Origin of the sequence: Bradyrhizobium sp. BLXBL-03 (assembly GCF_051853015.1) — a bacterium.
Taxonomy (GTDB): domain Bacteria; phylum Pseudomonadota; class Alphaproteobacteria; order Rhizobiales; family Xanthobacteraceae; genus Bradyrhizobium; species Bradyrhizobium manausense.
In genome coordinates this window covers 328,304-343,505 of the sequence record NZ_CP182470.1, presented here as the reverse complement: position 1 = coordinate 343,505, position 15,202 = coordinate 328,304, and the positions used below count along the sequence as shown (strand labels likewise).

The window sequence follows — 15,202 nt, the reverse complement described above, 5'->3', positions numbered from 1 at the left end:
CGCCAGAGAGTTAGCGCGTTTACGCCGGATGCGAAAATCACTTCTCCAGCACCATCTCCTCGACCTCGCGCAGCTGCTCCTTGCCGAAGAACATCTCGTTACCGACGAAAAAGGTCGGCGAGCCGAAGGCGCCGCGGGCGACCGCCTCCTCGGTATTCTTGATCAGCTTGCCCTTCACCTCGGGCTCCTGGGCGCGAGCGAACAGCTTTTGAGCATCAAGGCCCGAAGACGCCAGCGCCTTCGCCGCGATTTCGGGATCATCCATCTTCTTCGGCTCCCGCCACATATGATGGAAGGCGGCGTCGACATATTTCTCGAACACGCCCTCGAGCTGCGCTGCGATCGCGGTGCGCATCAGGTTCAGCGTGTTGACGGGAAAGTGGGGGTTGAAGACGTAAGGCTCGACCTTGAAGCGCTTGATGAAGCGCTCGGTCTCGACGGCCTGAAATTCGCGCTTGTTCTTGATGCCGGCCAGCGTCTCCGCCGGCGATCTGTTGTTGGTCGACTTGAAGATGCCGCCGAGCAGGATCGGCACATATTCGAACTTGACGCCGATCCGCTGCTCGATCGCGGGGATCGCGAGATGGCTGAGATAAGCGTTCGGGCTGCCGAAGTCGAACAGGAATTGCGGGGCTGTGCGGGTCAATCTCGTTCTCCCTGACTTGGCTCTTTGACCTGGCTCTTTGACCTGGCTCTCTGATCTCGCTTTGCTCCATTGTGGCGCAGGGCGCGCCACAGGTCCACCGTTTAATGACGGTCATAATATCTTGCTGATCAGCCCAGACGTCGGATTGCCCGCTTGCGCCACACCAGGAGGTAATAGCCCATCTGCAAGAGGAACATGGTGCAGAACACGATCGGATAGGCGGCCCATACGCCTTTCAGGCCGATCGCGCGGCTGAGGATCACCGCCGACGGCAGCTCGATCGCGACAATGGCAAAGATCGACAGCAGCATCGGCGTCAGCGCCACGCCCGCCGCCCGCATCGCGCCGGAGAACGTGGTCGCAAGTCCGAACGGCACCGAGCTCCACAAGGCGACGAAGAGGAGGCCCTTCGCCAGGTCGAGCACGGCACCGTCGGTGATGAAAATGCCGAGCACGGCGCGCGGCACCATATAGATCAGCGCCACCAGCCCGCCGGTCAGCACGAGATTGAACGCAAGACCGGTGCGGACGATGCCGTCGAGCCGCGCCCGGTCGCCGCCGCCGACCGCCTGCGCGCCGAGGATCGAGACCGCGATCGAAATCGACATGGCCGTGAACTGCGTGTAGCCCATCACCTGGTTGACGGCGCCGTACGCAGCGGTCGCATCGGATCCAAAGCCGTTGACGAGCCCGAGCAAGACCAGCTCGGCGATGGCCATGACCACCATGCCGATGGCGCTCGGCAGGCCGATGCCGAGGATCTGTCCGATCACGGCGCGATTGAGCCTGACATGGCGCAGCAGTGCCGCGTCCGGCGCAAGCGCGTGCTTCTTTCGCGCCAGATAGGCGCCCAGCACGTTCAGCGTCACGGCGTTGGAGATCGCGGCGGCCCAAGCCGGGCTGGTGATGCCGATGTCCAGGTGGATCAGCATCGGTGTCAGGATCAAGCCGATCGCGGTCGACAACGCCAGCGCCAGCAGCGGTGTCACGGCATCACCGACACCGCGGATCATCGCCGTCATCAGCAGGAAGGTGAAGCCGAGGGGCATCGTCAGCAGCATGACCCGCGCATAAGCGCTGGCAGGACCGAGAATGTCCGCAGGCGTTGCGAGCGCCATCATCAATTGCCGGCTGAGCAGACCACCCACCAGTCCCACTGATATCGAGAGCAGCAGGCCGACCGCGAGGGTCGTGCCGGCGACCATCTTGATCCTGTCGTGCTTGCCCGCGCCGAAGGCCTGCCCGATCAGCACGGTGGCGCCGGTGCTGAGGCCCATGACGAAGGCGAACAGGAAGAAGAACACCGGGAAGAACGTCGAGACCGCGGCGAGTGCGTCAACGCCCATCATCTGGCCGAGATAGACGTTGCTGACGGTGCCGAACAGCGATTGCAGCGCGTTGCTCAGCATCAGCGGCGCGAGGAAGCGCAGGAAAGTTTGCCAGAGCGGTTTTGGAATAGACATGGATGGGCCTTTCGTCAGGGCGAGCAAAGCCGTTGCCGCGGGGCGCGCGGCTCGGCCGTTGATGGGGTGGTTGGAGAGCGGCGCGCGGCTTACGCGCGGTCGCTGTAGGCGAGCTTGACGATGTGGTCGCGGATGTCGGCCGGCCAGTCGGCAATCAGTCCGGTGAAGCGGCGCCGGTCATCGGCGAACAGCGCGCGCGAAGCTTCCTCGAACTGTGCGAGATTGCCGGCCATGGTCGACATGAAGTGATAGGCCGCTTCGCGCGCCTGCCGCTCGCGGTCCTTGTCACCGCTCGCGCGCCTCGCCTCTTCGACCAGCTTTCGCAGCGCGACCGATGCGCCGCCGGGCTGCGCATTGAGCCATTCCCAATGCCTCGGCAGCAGCGTCACCTCGCGCGCGACCACGCCAAGCTTCGGCCGGCCGCGCCCGCGCGGCTCGGCCGGCGGCTCGGTCTCTTCGACCGGCGGCGGAATCTGCTTTGCCAGCCGCGCCAGCACCTCGCGGTCCCCGCCGCGCAGATCGAAGTCGATCGATCGGCCCGTGGCGTCCGAGAAGATGATGATGGCCTCGTCCGGCCGCGGCGCGATCCGCTTGACGACCAGCGCGACTTCTCCAGCCGGCCCGGACACCAGGCGACGCTGCCCCTGGAAGGCGGTGAAAGTCCTCAGCATTGAAATCATTGCCATATTGACTGCGATGGCCGCTTTAATACCCGGGTAAATAACCGCCGTCAATATACCCGGGTGAAAATATCCGGCCGGACGGCTCGACATTGTGTTCCCGGGCTGGCAGGTACACGGCCGAGCCCCCCGGCCCCAAGGATTTCGCGATGCTGACCGTCCACCATCTCAACAATTCGCGTTCGCAGCGGGTGCTGTGGCTGCTCGAGGAGTTGGGCGTGCCCTACGAGATCGTGCGCTATCAACGCCAGCCCGACATGCGCGCGCCCAAGGAGTTGCGCGCGATCCATCCGCTCGGCAAGTCGCCCGTCATCACCGACAACGGCAACACCATCGCCGAGTCGGGTGCGATCATCGAATATCTCGTTGCGACCTACGGCAACGGCCGGCTGATCCCGCCGCCGAACACACCGGAGCGGCTGCGCTTCACCTATTGGCTGCATTATGCGGAAGGATCCGCGATGTCGCCGCTGCTGCTGAAGCTGCTGTTCACGCTGATGCCGAAGCGTGCACCGGCGCTGCTGCGTCCGCTGGTGCGCAAGGTCTCGAACCAGGCGCTGACCACGCTGGTCAATCCGCAGCTCAAGCAGCACATGGATTATTGGGAAGGCGAGCTCGGCAAAAGCGAGTGGTTCGCCGGCAGCGAGTTCACCGCCGCCGATATCCAGATGAGCTTCCCGCTGGAAGCCGCGCAAGCGCGCGGCGGGCTCGAGCAAGGACATCCCAAGGCGATGGCGTTCCTGGAGCGCATCCATGCGCGGCCGGCCTATGCGCGAGCGCTGGAAAAGGGCGGGCCGTATCAGGTGGGGCGGTAAGTCTCTTTCCCGTCATTTCGGGCCGGTGCGCAGCACCGAACTATGGTGCGCAATTGCGCACCTGAGAATCTCGAGGTTCCGGGTTCACGCTTCGCGTGCCCCGGAACGACAGCAACTCACTGATCCGCGTGCAGCACCCGCCCGCGCGTCTCCGGCAGTGCGAACGCCGCGATGAAGAACACCGCGTAAGCCACCACCGCGAAGATCGCGATCGCATTGGCCAGCGACGTCGTCGCCGAGAGCGCGCCGACGAGGAACGGAAACAGCGCGCCGATGCCCCGGCCGAAATTGTAGCAGAAGCCCTGGCCCGAGCCGCGCAGCCGCGTCGGATAGAGCTCGGTCAAGAACGCGCCGACCCCCGAGAAATAGCCCGAGGCGAAGAAGCCGAGCGGGAAGCCCAGCACCCACAGGATCTCGTTGACGAGCGGCAGCTGGGTGTAGAGCAGCACCACGGCGATCGCGCCGATCGAGAAGATCAGGAACAAATTGCGCCGTCCGATTCGGTCGGCAAGCCAGGCGCCGACCAGATAGCCGACGAACGAGCCGATGATCAGCGTCGAGAGATAGCCGGTCGAGCCGACGATCGACAGATGCCGCTCCTTGGTCAGGAACTGCGGCACCCAGAAAGTGATGGCGTAATAGCCACCCTGGCAGCCCGTCGCCATCAGCGATGCCAGCGCCGTGGTCTTCACGATCGGAAAGGTGAAGATCTCCCACAGCTTGGGATGACTGCCCGTTTCCGCGTGCTTGGCGCGTGCGGCGGCTGCGATCTCCGGCTCAGTGACGGAGCGGCGGATATAGAACACCAGCAGCGCCGGCAGCGCGCCGATCACGAACATCCAGCGCCACGCTGTCTCCGCTGGCATCAGCGAGAACAGCACTGCCTGCGACAGCACTGCAAGACCCCAACCGACGGCCCAGCCCGATTGCACCGAGCCGACGGCGCGTCCGCGATATTGCGGCCGGATCGCCTCACCCATCAGCACGGCGCCGGCGGCCCATTCGCCGCCGAAGCCGAGGCCGAGCACTGCGCGCGCGATCAGGAGTTGCTCGAAATTCTGCACGATTGCGCAAACCAGCGAGAAGAACGAAAACCAGATGATGGTGATCTGGAGCGTCCTGACCCGGCCGATATGGTCGGACAGATAGCCGCCGAGCCAGCCGCCGATGGCGGAGGCGAGCAGCGTCACCGTGCCGGCAAGGCCGGCTGAGGCCGCATCGACCTTCCACAGCGCGATGATGGTGCCGATCACCAGCGGGTAGATCATGAAGTCCATGCCGTCGAGCGCCCAGCCGGCTGCGCAGGCCCAGAAGGTGCGGCGCTCGGCGACGTTCATGTCGCGATAGAAAGCAAGAAGGCTGGTGTCCTCGATCTCGGCGCGTTCGATGCGCTGGAGCGGATCGGCTGTTGTCATGTGCGTTTCCCCGGCAAATTCTTTTGATTGGCCGGTGGTAGCACGCGCGGCGGCCGGCGCAAGCCAGCGCGCGCCGTTGTGCCATGCGGGAGCGGGTTACTGCCCAGCGGCTTCCGCACCGCGCGTGCGCGGATCGGGCGCCCCGAGGGGGCCGTTCGGCGTCACGGCAATCGAATTGGCCGACGTCTGTCCCATCGGCTCGACAATGGGATGGTCCATCGCCTTCAGCCCGGCCAGCACGTCGTCGGGGAAGCCGCGCTCGATGCGCACTTCATCCGGAAGCCATTGATGGTGCAGCCGCGGCGCCGCCACGGCGGCCGCGACGTCCATCCTGTAGTCGAGCACATTCACGATGACCTGGAGCACGGTCGAGATGATGCGGCTGCCCCCCGGCGAGCCCGTCACCAGCACCGGCTTGCCGTCCTTCAGCACGATGGTCGGCGACATCGAGGACAACGGCCGCTTTCCGGGCCCGGGCAGATTGGCCTCATAGCCGACGAGACCGTAGGCGTTGGAAGCGCCGACGGCGGCAGTGAAATCGTCGAGCTCGTTGTTGAGCAGCACGCCGGTGCCGTCGGCAACGAGGCCGATGCCGTAGCTGAAGTTCAGCGTGTAGGTGTTGCTGACGGCGTTGCCACGGCTGTCGACGACGGAGTAGTGCGTGGTGTTGCTGCCCTCGCGCGGCGAGGCCGCGCTCGCAACAAGGTCCCTGGACGGCGTGGCGTGCTCGGTGGAGATGCCGGTGCGGAGCTTGGCGGCATAGTCCTTCGCAATGAGCGTATCGATCGGCGCGTTGACAAAGGCCGGATCGCCGAGATAGCGCGCGCGATCGGCATAGGCGCGCTTCATGGCCTCGATCAGGAGATGCAGCGATGCTGGCGAGCCCTGTTTGATATCCGCCAGCTGAAAGCCTTCGAGGATGTTGAGCGTCTCGACCAGCACCACGCCGCCGGAGGACGGCAGTGGCATCGAGACGATGTCGTAGCCGCGATAGGTGCCGTGCACCGGGGTGCGGATCGCCGGCTGATAGGTCTTCAGATCGGCCGGCGTCATGATGCCGCCGGCGTCGGAGACGGCCTTGGCGATCTTCTCCGCCACCGGACCCTCGTAGAATCCGCGCACACCTTGGGCCGCGATGCTCGCCAGCGTGTCGGCGAGGTCGCGCTGCACCAGCCTGTCGCCTTCGCCAAGCGGCTTGCCATCAGGTTTTGCGAAAATCCTGGCTGACGATGGAAAGCGTGCCAGTCGCGGATACCAACCCGGCAGCGTGTCGGCCATGTCGTCGGTCACGACAAATCCATCGCGGGCGAGTGTGATCGCAGGTTGGAGCAATTGCGCGAGCGTGAATTGTCCGGAGCCGTATTTTTCCAGCGCCAGCGCCAGGCCTGCGACGGTGCCGGGCACACCGATGCCGAGCCCGGAATCGCGCGACTTGGCGGCATCAGGCTTGCCGTCGGGTCCGAGGAAAATCTGCGCCGTCGTCGCCGCAGGTGCGGTCTCGCGATAGTCGATCGCGACGTCCTCATGGCGTTCGGCGGAATGGATCACCATGAAGCCGCCACCGCCGATATTGCCGGCGCGCGGATACGTCACCGCCATCGCAAAGCCGGTGGCGACGGCCGCGTCGACGGCATTGCCGCCGCGCCGCAAGATGTCGGCGCCGACCTGCGCCGAGATCTTCTCTTGTGCCACCACCATGCCATGCTCGGCGGGGATGGCGTGCACGGCGTCCAGCGCGGGCGGCACATACGCTCGCCGCGCATCCTGAGCGGTTGCCGTTGCAAGCCCAAACGCCAGAGTGGCGATGAGCCCGAAAAAAGCACGTCGTGTCGAAAATGACGCCATCATCAAATTTCCGCCAGGCCTTCAGGCCAGTTCTAACGCGTCGCAACAATGCTATACGGTTTGCGCCAAGAGCGGCAAAACTGTTTTGTGATGAGGACTGCGTGACGACGACGACCGCCCCCGATGCGCGCCTGGCCGGCGCCCTGCGAACCTATCCGCCGCGCGCCGCCGTCATCAGCTGGATCTTCTTCGATTGGGCCGCGCAGCCCTATTTCACGCTGATCACGACCTTCGTGTTCGCGCCCTATTTCGCCACCAACGTCGCGCCGGATCCTGCCACGGGGCAGTCGTTGTGGGGCTTTGCGATGGCAGCAGCTGGCCTGGCGATTGCGCTGTTGTCCCCGGTGCTTGGCGCCATCGCGGATGCCTCCGGCCGCCGCAAGCCGTGGATCGCCGCGTTCGGCGCAGTTCTGGTGGTGGCTTCGTGCGCGCTGTGGATCGGCAAGCCCGGCGATCACGCCATCATTCCGCCGTTGCTCATTGCGGTTGCGCTTGCCAGCGTCGGCGCGGAATTCGCCACCGTGTTCAACAATGCCATGATGCCGACGCTGGTGCCGCCCGACCGCATCGGCCGACTCTCCGGTACCGGCTGGGCTACCGGTTACATCGGCGGCATCGTCAGCCTGATTATCGTGCTCGGCTTCTTCGCCGCCAACCCCGAGACGGGCCGCACGCTGCTCGGCTTCACGCCGCTGTTCGGACTCGATCCCGTCACCCATGAAGGAGATCGTGCTGCGGGACCTTTGACCGGGCTCTGGTTCATCGTTTTCGTAACGCCGATGTTCTTGTTCACGCCGGATTATCCGGCGAAGCGCCCGGTGCGCGAGGCGCTGCACGAAGGACTGGCTGATCTCAAGCAATCGCTGCAGGATCTGCCGCAGCAGAAATCGCTCGCCGCGTTTCTGCTTGCCAACATGATCTACACGGATGGTCTTGTCTCGCTGTTCGCCTTCGGTGGCATCTATGCGGCCGGCACCTTTGGCTGGCACACGATCCAGATCGGCACGTTCGGCATCATCCTCGCCATCGCCGGCACCTTTGGTGCCTGGCTCGGCGGCAAGCTCGATGACTACCTTGGTCCGAAGCGCGTCATCGCCGGCAGCATGTTGATCCTGCTGCTTTCGGTCGCGGCGATCCTGCTGGTGGACAAGGACAGCGTGTTGTTCGTCAGGGTCGCGCCGCCGGTGCCCGGCGGGCCATTGTTCGGCGCCGCCGCCGAGCGTGCCTATATCGTGCTCGGCTGCCTGATCGGCGCGGCCGGCGGTCCGCTTCAGGCGGCCTCGCGCACGCTGCTGATCCGTCTCGCGCCGAAGGATCGCATCGCCCAGTATTTTGGCCTGTTCGCGCTGACCGGGAAGGTAACGTCCTTCATCGGCCCGCTGCTGATCGGCGTGATCACCGCGGCCACCGCCAGCCAGAAGGCCGGCATGGCCGTGCTGGTCGTGTTTTTCGTGACGGGATTCGCGTTGTTGATGCGGGTGCGGGAGTAGCCTCTCCATCGTCATTCCGGGGCATCGCGGAGCGATGAACCCGGAATTAAGAGGTTGTTGCGTGAGATTCCGGGTTCGCGCTGCGCGCGCCCCGGAATGACGGCGGTGAGATCAGTGCCGGAAGTGCCTTGTCCCCGTGAACACCATGGCGATGCCATGCTCGTCGGCGGCCTTGATCACCTCGTCATCGCGCATGGAGCCGCCGGGCTGCACCACCGCGGTGGCGCCGGCCTCGATACAGGCGAGCATGCCGTCGGCAAACGGGAAGAACGCGTCCGACGCCACCACCGAGCCCTTGGTCAGCGGCTCCGCCAGCTTCAGCTCGTTGGCCGCATCCAGCGCCTTGCGTGCCGCGATCCGGGCTGAATCGACACGGCTCATCTGGCCCGCGCCGATGCCGACGGTGGCGAGATCCTTGGCGTAGATGATGGTGTTGGACTTGACGTGCTTTGCCACCCGGAACGCGAACTTCAGGTCGCGCATTTCGGTTTCGGTCGGCGCGCGCTTGGTGACGACCTTGAACGTCATGTCGTCGACCACGGCGTTGTCGCGGCTCTGCACCAGAAGCCCGCCGGCCACCGTCTTCGCCGTGAGGCCCGGCGCGCGGGGATCGGGCAGGCTGCCTGCGAGCAGCAGGCGCAGGTTTTTCTTGCCGCCGATGATGGCGATCGCCTCTTCGCTGGCGTCAGGCGCGATGATGACCTCGGTGAAGATCTTCGTGATCTCGCGCGCGGTGTCGGCATCGAGCGGCCGGTTCATCGCGATGATGCCGCCGAAGGCGGAGGTGGAATCGCAGGCCAGCGCCTTGCGATAGGCCTCGACGAGGTTCGCGCCTTCAGCGACGCCGCAAGGGTTGGCGTGCTTGACGATGACGCAGGCGGCAGTGCGCTTGGTGTCGAACTCGCCGATGCACTCATAGGCCGCGTCGGTGTCGTTGATGTTGTTGTAGGAGAGCTCCTTGCCCTGGAGCTGCCGCGCGGTCGAAACGCCCGGGCGCTTGTCGGGCGTCGCGTAAAACGCCGCGGTCTGGTGCGGGTTCTCGCCGTAGCGCAGCGACTGGATCAGTCTGCCGCCAAAGGCGCGGAAGTCGGGTGCGTCAATCCCGAGCTGCCGGTTGAACCAGTTGGAAATGGCGGCGTCATAGGCCGCGGTGCGGGCATAGGCCTTTGCCGCAAGCCGCCGGCGCAGCTTCAGCGTGGTCGCGCCGTTGTTGGCAGCGAGCTCGTCGAGCACGGCCTTGTAGTCGTCCGCCTCGACCACGACCGCGACGTCGTCATGGTTCTTCGCGGCGGCGCGGATCATCGCGGGACCGCCGATGTCGATATTCTCGATGCAATCCTCGAAGCCGGCGCCTTTGTCGACGGTGGCCTCGAACGGATAGAGGTTGACGACGAGGAGATCGATCGGCGCGATGCCGTGCGCCTTCATCGCCTCGGCATGTTCCTTGTTGTCGCGAATTGCGAGCAGGCCGCCATGCACCTTCGGATGCAGCGTCTTGACGCGGCCATCCATCATCTCGGGGAAGCCGGTGAGGTCCGAGACATCCTTCACCTTGAGGCCGGCCGCGGCGATCGCCTTTGCGGTGCCGCCAGTCGAGACCAGCTCGACGTCATGCGCGGCAAGCGCCTTGGCGAACTCGGTCAGGCCCGATTTGTCGGAGACGGAGAGCAGGGCGCGGGTGACGCGGCGGGGATGGTCAGTCATGAGCAAGATCCTCTGTTCAGGGAGTGTCTATGCCCAGGCGCGCGGCGGATACGTGTCGCGCTTCCCGATGGTGCTCCATCCAAGGTCGCCAGTCGCGCGAACGAGCGCTCGATAGCAGCTTTTGACCGTTTTCACAACGACGAGATGGGACCGAATCGAGTGCGTCTACAGCGGAAGTTCCGGCTCCCGCCGCGCGTTGCGGCGGGCATTGGTGACCGCGGGCGAGGCGGTGGAGCGCACAAAGCTCCAGCGGATCGTAGGCGCCTGGCGGGCATCCTGGCGGATCACGATCTGGGCGGTGCGACGCGGGCCGTCATTGCCGGCCAGGAACACGCTGTCCTCGAGCTCGACCTTGTCGTCCATGGCCTCGAAGGTCCAGACGTCGCGGTTCGGCAGCACCAGCATGACGCCGCGCGCATCCGACAGCCGGCTCGCTTTCACCGCGGGATGCAGATGAAAGCGCAGCGCGAAATCGGCGTCAGCGCCCTTGAGCCGCGCGCCTTGCGGCGGCGACAGCGTGTCCTCGCCGTCGATCCGCGTGCCGTCATTGGCGACCATCAGCACGCGCCGATGGATCACGCCGAACTTGGCGAGATAGCCATTGTGCGAGGTCGTCAGCAGCGTGCCGCCCTCGACGACCTCGCGATAGCTCTCGACCTCATGAGGGCCGCTGATGACAGGCGCGCCGTGCAGCAGCCGCTTCATCGCCGACATCTCGACGAATTGGCAGGACGAGGTGTCGTGATAAGTCAGCGTCGAATGCGCCGCGGTGCCGCGCGCAAACGGCCGCCAATTGTCGCGGCCTGTGGTCGGCATGCCGCAATTGGTGACGATGCGGCTGATGCCGGAGGACAGTTCGAACGACAGGCAACCGGCATGCGCGTCGTGGCTGACGCCGGGCGGCGGCGGCGCGCCGGTGTCGACGATGACAGTGGTGGGGCCGGCATCGAGGCGCTGGAAGCCGGTGTGCGGCATGTTCGCCATCGGCGCGCCATGGGTATCATCATAGGCGAGCAACGTCGCGAGCAGATCCGATGGCGTCGCGCTCATGCCGTTGAACAAAGCGAAATTGCCGTCGCCGTGCCGGAAGAAGCGCAGCATCGGCATCATGCGGTCGATCGCATTGAGCAGCGCCGGCGGCGGCGCGATGTTGCGCGCGGCAAAGGTCTGCCGCAGCGGCAACAGATCGATCAGGAGCTCGATCAGCGCACCCGGATTGCGCGAGATGTGGCCGCCGTCGGGGAGGATCTGCCGCTGCAACTCGTCGGAGAGCTTTTTCGATGCGCTGCGGATATGGCGGGCCTGATTGGCGAGACAAAGCGTGGTGTAGCACAGCGCGATCTGCACCTGGAGTTTCGGCACCCCGTCGGGGATGTTGACCATGGTGTAACGCAGGAAGCGGATCTCGCGCGCCAGTGCGCGCAAGTAACGGCGGTAGAATTTGTTGTCGGTGTCGTTGAGCACCAGCGGCGCCTGCGACAGCAGCGAGATCACGCGCCGCGCCAGCACGTCGGCGCGGCGCGCTAAGGGCCGGCGCTTGTTGGCGGGGTTGCTGATCCAGTCCTCGACCAGCGCGCGAGCATTGGCGCGGGTCAGCGCGGTATCGGCGGCGCGCAGATGCCGCAGCCAGCCGAAACCGAGCAGCGCGACCTCCCAATCCTCCGACGGCGGATCGAGGTCGAAGATCGAGCGGCCATGGCAATTGACGATCTTGCCGGCGAAGACGAAGCGGCCGGCATAGATCTCGGCCGCGCGCGTCGCATCCGCAGTGCGCAAATCATGCGGCGCGATGATCAGCCGATCGGTCCGGCCCGGCCAGACCCGCGACAGCGCAACGGAACCGCCGCTCGCGCGCGCGAGCATGTGCCGCGCGAAGCGGTTCATGACCAGCGTCGAGATACGTCTGCGTTGAGCGACCGACACGCCTTGCCTTGAAGGGGGAGAGGATTCCGACGAATCCTTATTAATCCCAAAATCGAACGGCCGACACCACCTTGAAGGCCCCGAATCAGGGTGGTGGTAGCAAAATCCGGTGCAAAATCAGGATTTAACCAGCCGGGCCGCGAAAAATCCGTCGAGCCCGCCGAGCTTCGGGTCGGCATGCGGCAGGTGGCTCGGCAAGGTCCGGAGATCGCCCTCGGCCGTGATGGTCTCGCTGAGGCCGGAGACCTCGCTGGCTTCGATCGGCACACGGCGCAGCGCAGGCTCCGCAGCCAGCAGCGTGGCGATGGCCTGCTCGCCTTCCTCGGGTTCCAGCGAACAGGTGCAATAGACCAGCGTCCCGCCTGATTTGAGCAACGAGACCGATTTCCTCAGCAGCCGCTGCTGGAGAACGGTCATTGCGGCGACGTCGGACTCCTGCCGCAGCCACGCAACGTCGGGATGCCGGCGGATCGTTCCGGTCGAGGTGCAGGGCGCATCGATCAGGATTCCATCGAAGCCGTCCGCTGGCCCCGTCCATTCTACGGCGTCAGCAACGACAGTCTCGGCCTGAAGCGACAGGCGGTTCAGATTTTCGCGCAGGCGCGCCACCCGGGCGGGCGAACGGTCGAGCGCGGTGACTTTCGCGCCTGCCAAAACCAGCTGCGCGGTCTTGCCGCCGGGCGCGGCGCACAGGTCGGCGATGGATTTGCCCTTGATGTCGCCGAACAGCCGGACCGGCAGCGCGGCAGCGGCGTCCTGCACCCACCATTGTCCTTCGGCGAAGCCGGGCAGCATGGTCACCGAGCCGTGCAGCAGCGTGCGCACCGAGCCGGTCGGCAGCACTTCGCCATGCAGCCGGCTCGCCCATTGCGCGGCATCGGACTTCACCGTCAGGTCGAGCGACGGTTCGTGGCCGAGCGCCAGCGCCATGTCCCGCGCGGTCGCCTCGCCGTAATGCGCGCTCCAGCGGGCCAGCAACCAGGGCGGCAGGTCGAGCGATTGCGATGCGACCTCGTCGACCAGCGCCTGACCCTCACGCGCGCAGCGGCGCAGCACGGCGTTGACGAGACCGGCATAGCGCGCGGCGCGCCGATCGGATTGCACCAGGCGAACCGAGAGATCGACCGCGGCGTGGTCGGGCACGTCCATCCAGAGAATCTGGGCGGCGCCGATCAAGAGCGCGCTCTGCGCGCGCGGCGCGTCGGACGGAATGCCTTTGTCGAGCAGGCGCGACAGCACATGGCCGAGCGTGCCGAGACGGCGCAGAATAGTTGCGACCAGGCGCCGCATCAGCGCGCGGTCGCGGTCGGCGAGCGTCTTCAGTCCGGGATGGGCACCGGAGCCATCGAGCTGGTCATCAAGCGTGCGGTGCTTGTGCAGGACGCCGTCGACGATATCGGCAGCGATCCGTCGCGCCGCAAGACCGGGCACTTCGGACGGAGGGGCAAAACGTTGAGATGGCATGCGGACGTAAGGTTCTGAACGAGGCGGCAGTTCCGCCTTATGGCGCATGCCTTGAGAACACCTTGTGTGGCATGCGAATATGCCAAATGTAAGAATGGTCTCTGGCGATTTCAGCCCGCCGGAGCCATTTCAGCAATGCGTTATTGGACGTCGCGCAGGTCGAGATCCTGCGCTAGGACCCATGGATCATGAACGACCAACCTCCCGCTCCTGATCGCAAGCCCTTGTCCCCCGCCGCGCAGCGCGCGCTGGCCGAAGCCGAGGAACGTCGGCGGGCCGCGGCGGCGCGTGCCAAGACCGTGCCGAAGGAGTTGCAGGGTCCGAAGGGACCTGAGCCCACGCGCTACGGCGATTGGGAGCGCAAGGGCATCGCCTCGGATTTTTGAGACGCAGCTCTTTTGCGGTCGCTTGTCTGTGCAGCCGACTCAGCCTTAGCGTGCGCGGATGTCGCGCTTCGATCCGGATCGTTCCTATCGACCTTCTTACGGCGGCTCACCGTTCGGCCGCCGCTTCTCCGGACTTGTGCCGTGGATGTTCGTGGTCGGCGTCGTGGTGGCGGTCGTGCTGGCTTTTCGGCATGGCACCGAGTGGCGACTTCCGCTTCCGGCCGATGAACGCGCGCAGGATGCCGGGATCATTCTTCAGCAGTCCGGCAATCCCGACAGCCGTTTGCCGATCGATGTCATCCGCACGATCGACGGCGACACGTTTCTCGCGCGCGTGCATCAAGGCGACGGACGCGATCTCGTGGCGCGGGTTCGCCTGCGCGGCATCGATGCGCCCGAGATGAAGGCGTCCTGCCGGGACGAGTTGGACAAGGCGGAAGCGGCCACCGATGCTTTGCGCAACCTGCTCGCCCAGGGCGGCGTCACCATCTACAATCTCGGCTCGGAAAAATACGGACGCGTGCTCGCCGATGTTGCGACCAGACGAACCGCAAACGTTTCGGCGGCGATGCTCGCGGGCGGGTACGCACGCAGCTACAATGGCGGTCATCGCGACGGCTGGTGCAGACGCGGCTGGCGCTTCTGGTAGTGAAAAAGCCGCGTCGGACGACGCGGCTTTTCAAATCCTGGCTTGATCGCAATGATCAGCGCGTCACGACCACCGTCGTTCCGACCGAGACGCGGCTGTAGAGATCGGTGATGTCGTCGTTGAGCATGCGGATGCAGCCATAAGAGACGAAGCCGCCGACCGAGCCCGGCACATTGGTGCCGTGGATGGCATATTCGCCGCCGGCCAGCGTCATCGCCGCGACGCCCATCGGGTTGCGCGGCGAGCCGCCGGGGATCACGTCGGGAAGCTGCGGCTTGTCGCGCTTGACTTCGGCGGGCGGCGCCCAGGCCGGGTTGCGATACTTGCCGTCGATGCGGGTGGTGCCGGCCCATTGCTTGCCTGATTTACCGACGCCGACGGGATATCGCACGGCGTGGCCGTCATCGAGGATCAGATAGAGCCGGCGTTCGTTGGTTTTGACCACGATGGTGCCGGGCGAATAGTTTTCCAGGTGGGTTCCAACGATCTCCGGCCGCGCCTCGGCCGCCGTCGACATCAAGGCCGCTGCCCCGATGGTGGCAGCCAGCGCCAATACAATCTTCATCGACATCGATTTTCCCCTCAGCCCGAAAAGGATCGTCCAAATTCACGCAAAACCGGCAATTGCCCGCCTGCCCAGACATTCTTAACCGCGCTTGTTAACCGGACGGTTTCCACGCGCGGCCGCCAGGGGCGAGCCAGGACGGGAAAGAAAGGAAATG

General features: G+C 65.3%; 13 protein-coding genes and 1 riboswitch. Of the genes, 4 read left to right on the top strand and 9 right to left on the bottom strand.

Features of this window, described 5'->3' with window-relative positions; translation table 11 throughout:
- Window positions 1-37 precede the first annotated feature (37 nt).
- From ACNJX9_RS01645 to ACNJX9_RS01635, 3 genes are all read right to left on the bottom strand, one after another.
- Window positions 38-646: a 2-hydroxychromene-2-carboxylate isomerase gene (locus ACNJX9_RS01645; protein ID WP_205668181.1), complete on the bottom strand. Its 609-nt coding sequence runs from the start codon at window positions 644-646 to the stop codon at window positions 38-40.
- A 128-nt stretch (window positions 647-774) separates the two neighbouring features.
- Entirely contained in the window at window positions 775-2,109 is a 1,335-nt protein-coding gene (locus ACNJX9_RS01640; protein ID WP_057740655.1) for an MATE family efflux transporter, read from the bottom strand.
- Between the two features lie 89 nt (window positions 2,110-2,198).
- Window positions 2,199-2,795, bottom strand: a complete 597-nt coding sequence (locus tag ACNJX9_RS01635) for a DUF2239 family protein (RefSeq protein WP_271599567.1) — start codon at window positions 2,793-2,795, stop codon at window positions 2,199-2,201.
- A 143-nt stretch (window positions 2,796-2,938) separates the two neighbouring features.
- Between ACNJX9_RS01635 and ACNJX9_RS01630 the strand changes: the two genes are divergently transcribed.
- Window positions 2,939-3,604 carry a glutathione S-transferase family protein gene (locus ACNJX9_RS01630; protein WP_057740653.1) on the top strand — a complete coding sequence of 222 codons (666 nt, stop codon included), beginning with the start codon at window positions 2,939-2,941 and terminating at the stop codon, window positions 3,602-3,604.
- A gap of 116 nt (window positions 3,605-3,720) precedes the next feature.
- Here ACNJX9_RS01630 and ACNJX9_RS01625 read toward each other — a convergent pair whose 3' ends face one another.
- The gene (locus ACNJX9_RS01625) at window positions 3,721-5,019 is read right to left on the bottom strand and encodes an MFS transporter (protein ID WP_439407618.1); all 1,299 of its coding nucleotides are present in this window, start codon (window positions 5,017-5,019) and stop codon (window positions 3,721-3,723) included.
- A gap of 96 nt (window positions 5,020-5,115) precedes the next feature.
- A complete protein-coding gene (gene ggt, locus ACNJX9_RS01620; RefSeq protein ID WP_439407617.1) occupies window positions 5,116-6,867 on the bottom strand; it encodes a gamma-glutamyltransferase in 1,752 nt (583 codons plus the stop codon).
- 98 nt (window positions 6,868-6,965) lie between these two features.
- Here ggt and ACNJX9_RS01615 point away from each other — a divergent pair, with 98 nt between their 5' ends.
- Window positions 6,966-8,354 (top strand): MFS transporter, encoded by a 1,389-nt coding sequence (locus ACNJX9_RS01615; protein WP_439407616.1) that lies wholly within the window; start codon window positions 6,966-6,968, stop codon window positions 8,352-8,354.
- Between the two features lie 111 nt (window positions 8,355-8,465).
- Here ACNJX9_RS01615 and purH read toward each other — a convergent pair whose 3' ends face one another.
- From purH to ACNJX9_RS01600, 3 genes are all read right to left on the bottom strand, one after another.
- Window positions 8,466-10,058, bottom strand: coding sequence for a bifunctional phosphoribosylaminoimidazolecarboxamide formyltransferase/IMP cyclohydrolase (purH, locus tag ACNJX9_RS01610; RefSeq protein WP_439407615.1), 1,593 nt, complete (start codon window positions 10,056-10,058; stop codon window positions 8,466-8,468).
- Window positions 10,059-10,082: 24 nt separating this feature from the next.
- Window positions 10,083-10,164: riboswitch (ZMP/ZTP riboswitch) on the bottom strand.
- A 59-nt stretch (window positions 10,165-10,223) separates the two neighbouring features.
- Window positions 10,224-11,942 carry a heparinase II/III family protein gene (locus tag ACNJX9_RS01605; RefSeq protein WP_439407614.1) on the bottom strand — a complete coding sequence of 573 codons (1,719 nt, stop codon included), beginning with the start codon at window positions 11,940-11,942 and terminating at the stop codon, window positions 10,224-10,226.
- Window positions 11,943-12,098: 156 nt separating this feature from the next.
- On the bottom strand, window positions 12,099-13,445 hold the full coding sequence (locus ACNJX9_RS01600) for an RsmB/NOP family class I SAM-dependent RNA methyltransferase (protein WP_057740640.1): 1,347 nt from the start codon (window positions 13,443-13,445) through the stop codon (window positions 12,099-12,101).
- Between the two features lie 188 nt (window positions 13,446-13,633).
- On the opposite strand from ACNJX9_RS01600, the gene ACNJX9_RS01595 reads away from it, so the two are divergent.
- Entirely contained in the window at window positions 13,634-13,831 is a 198-nt protein-coding gene (locus tag ACNJX9_RS01595) for a DUF1674 domain-containing protein (protein ID WP_057740638.1), read from the top strand.
- A 58-nt stretch (window positions 13,832-13,889) separates the two neighbouring features.
- A complete protein-coding gene (locus ACNJX9_RS01590) occupies window positions 13,890-14,480 on the top strand; it encodes a thermonuclease family protein (protein ID WP_271599558.1) in 591 nt (196 codons plus the stop codon).
- A gap of 55 nt (window positions 14,481-14,535) precedes the next feature.
- Here the strand turns inward: ACNJX9_RS01590 and ACNJX9_RS01585 are convergent, their stop codons facing one another.
- A complete protein-coding gene (locus ACNJX9_RS01585; protein ID WP_439407613.1) occupies window positions 14,536-15,051 on the bottom strand; it encodes a L,D-transpeptidase in 516 nt (171 codons plus the stop codon).
- Between the last annotated feature and the right edge of the window lie 151 nt (window positions 15,052-15,202).

Excerpts from the sequence above, each read along its gene's own strand:
- ACNJX9_RS01640 (WP_057740655.1), bottom strand. The coding sequence starts at position 2,109 with ATGTCTATTCCAAAACCGCTCTGGCAAACTTTCCTGCGCTTCCTCGCG.
- purH (WP_439407615.1), bottom strand. The coding sequence starts at position 10,058 with ATGACTGACCATCCCCGCCGCGTCACCCGCGCCCTGCTCTCCGTCTCC.
- ACNJX9_RS01590 (WP_271599558.1), top strand. The coding sequence starts at position 13,890 with ATGTCGCGCTTCGATCCGGATCGTTCCTATCGACCTTCTTACGGCGGC.
- ACNJX9_RS01630 (WP_057740653.1), top strand. The coding sequence starts at position 2,939 with ATGCTGACCGTCCACCATCTCAACAATTCGCGTTCGCAGCGGGTGCTG.
- ACNJX9_RS01625 (WP_439407618.1), bottom strand. The coding sequence starts at position 5,019 with ATGACAACAGCCGATCCGCTCCAGCGCATCGAACGCGCCGAGATCGAG.
- ACNJX9_RS01585 (WP_439407613.1), bottom strand. The coding sequence starts at position 15,051 with ATGTCGATGAAGATTGTATTGGCGCTGGCTGCCACCATCGGGGCAGCG.
- ACNJX9_RS01595 (WP_057740638.1), top strand. The coding sequence starts at position 13,634 with ATGAACGACCAACCTCCCGCTCCTGATCGCAAGCCCTTGTCCCCCGCC.
- ACNJX9_RS01605 (WP_439407614.1), bottom strand. The coding sequence starts at position 11,942 with ATGAACCGCTTCGCGCGGCACATGCTCGCGCGCGCGAGCGGCGGTTCC.
- ACNJX9_RS01600 (WP_057740640.1), bottom strand. The coding sequence starts at position 13,445 with ATGCCATCTCAACGTTTTGCCCCTCCGTCCGAAGTGCCCGGTCTTGCG.
- ggt (WP_439407617.1), bottom strand. The coding sequence starts at position 6,867 with ATGATGGCGTCATTTTCGACACGACGTGCTTTTTTCGGGCTCATCGCC.
- ACNJX9_RS01635 (WP_271599567.1), bottom strand. The coding sequence starts at position 2,795 with ATGGCAATGATTTCAATGCTGAGGACTTTCACCGCCTTCCAGGGGCAG.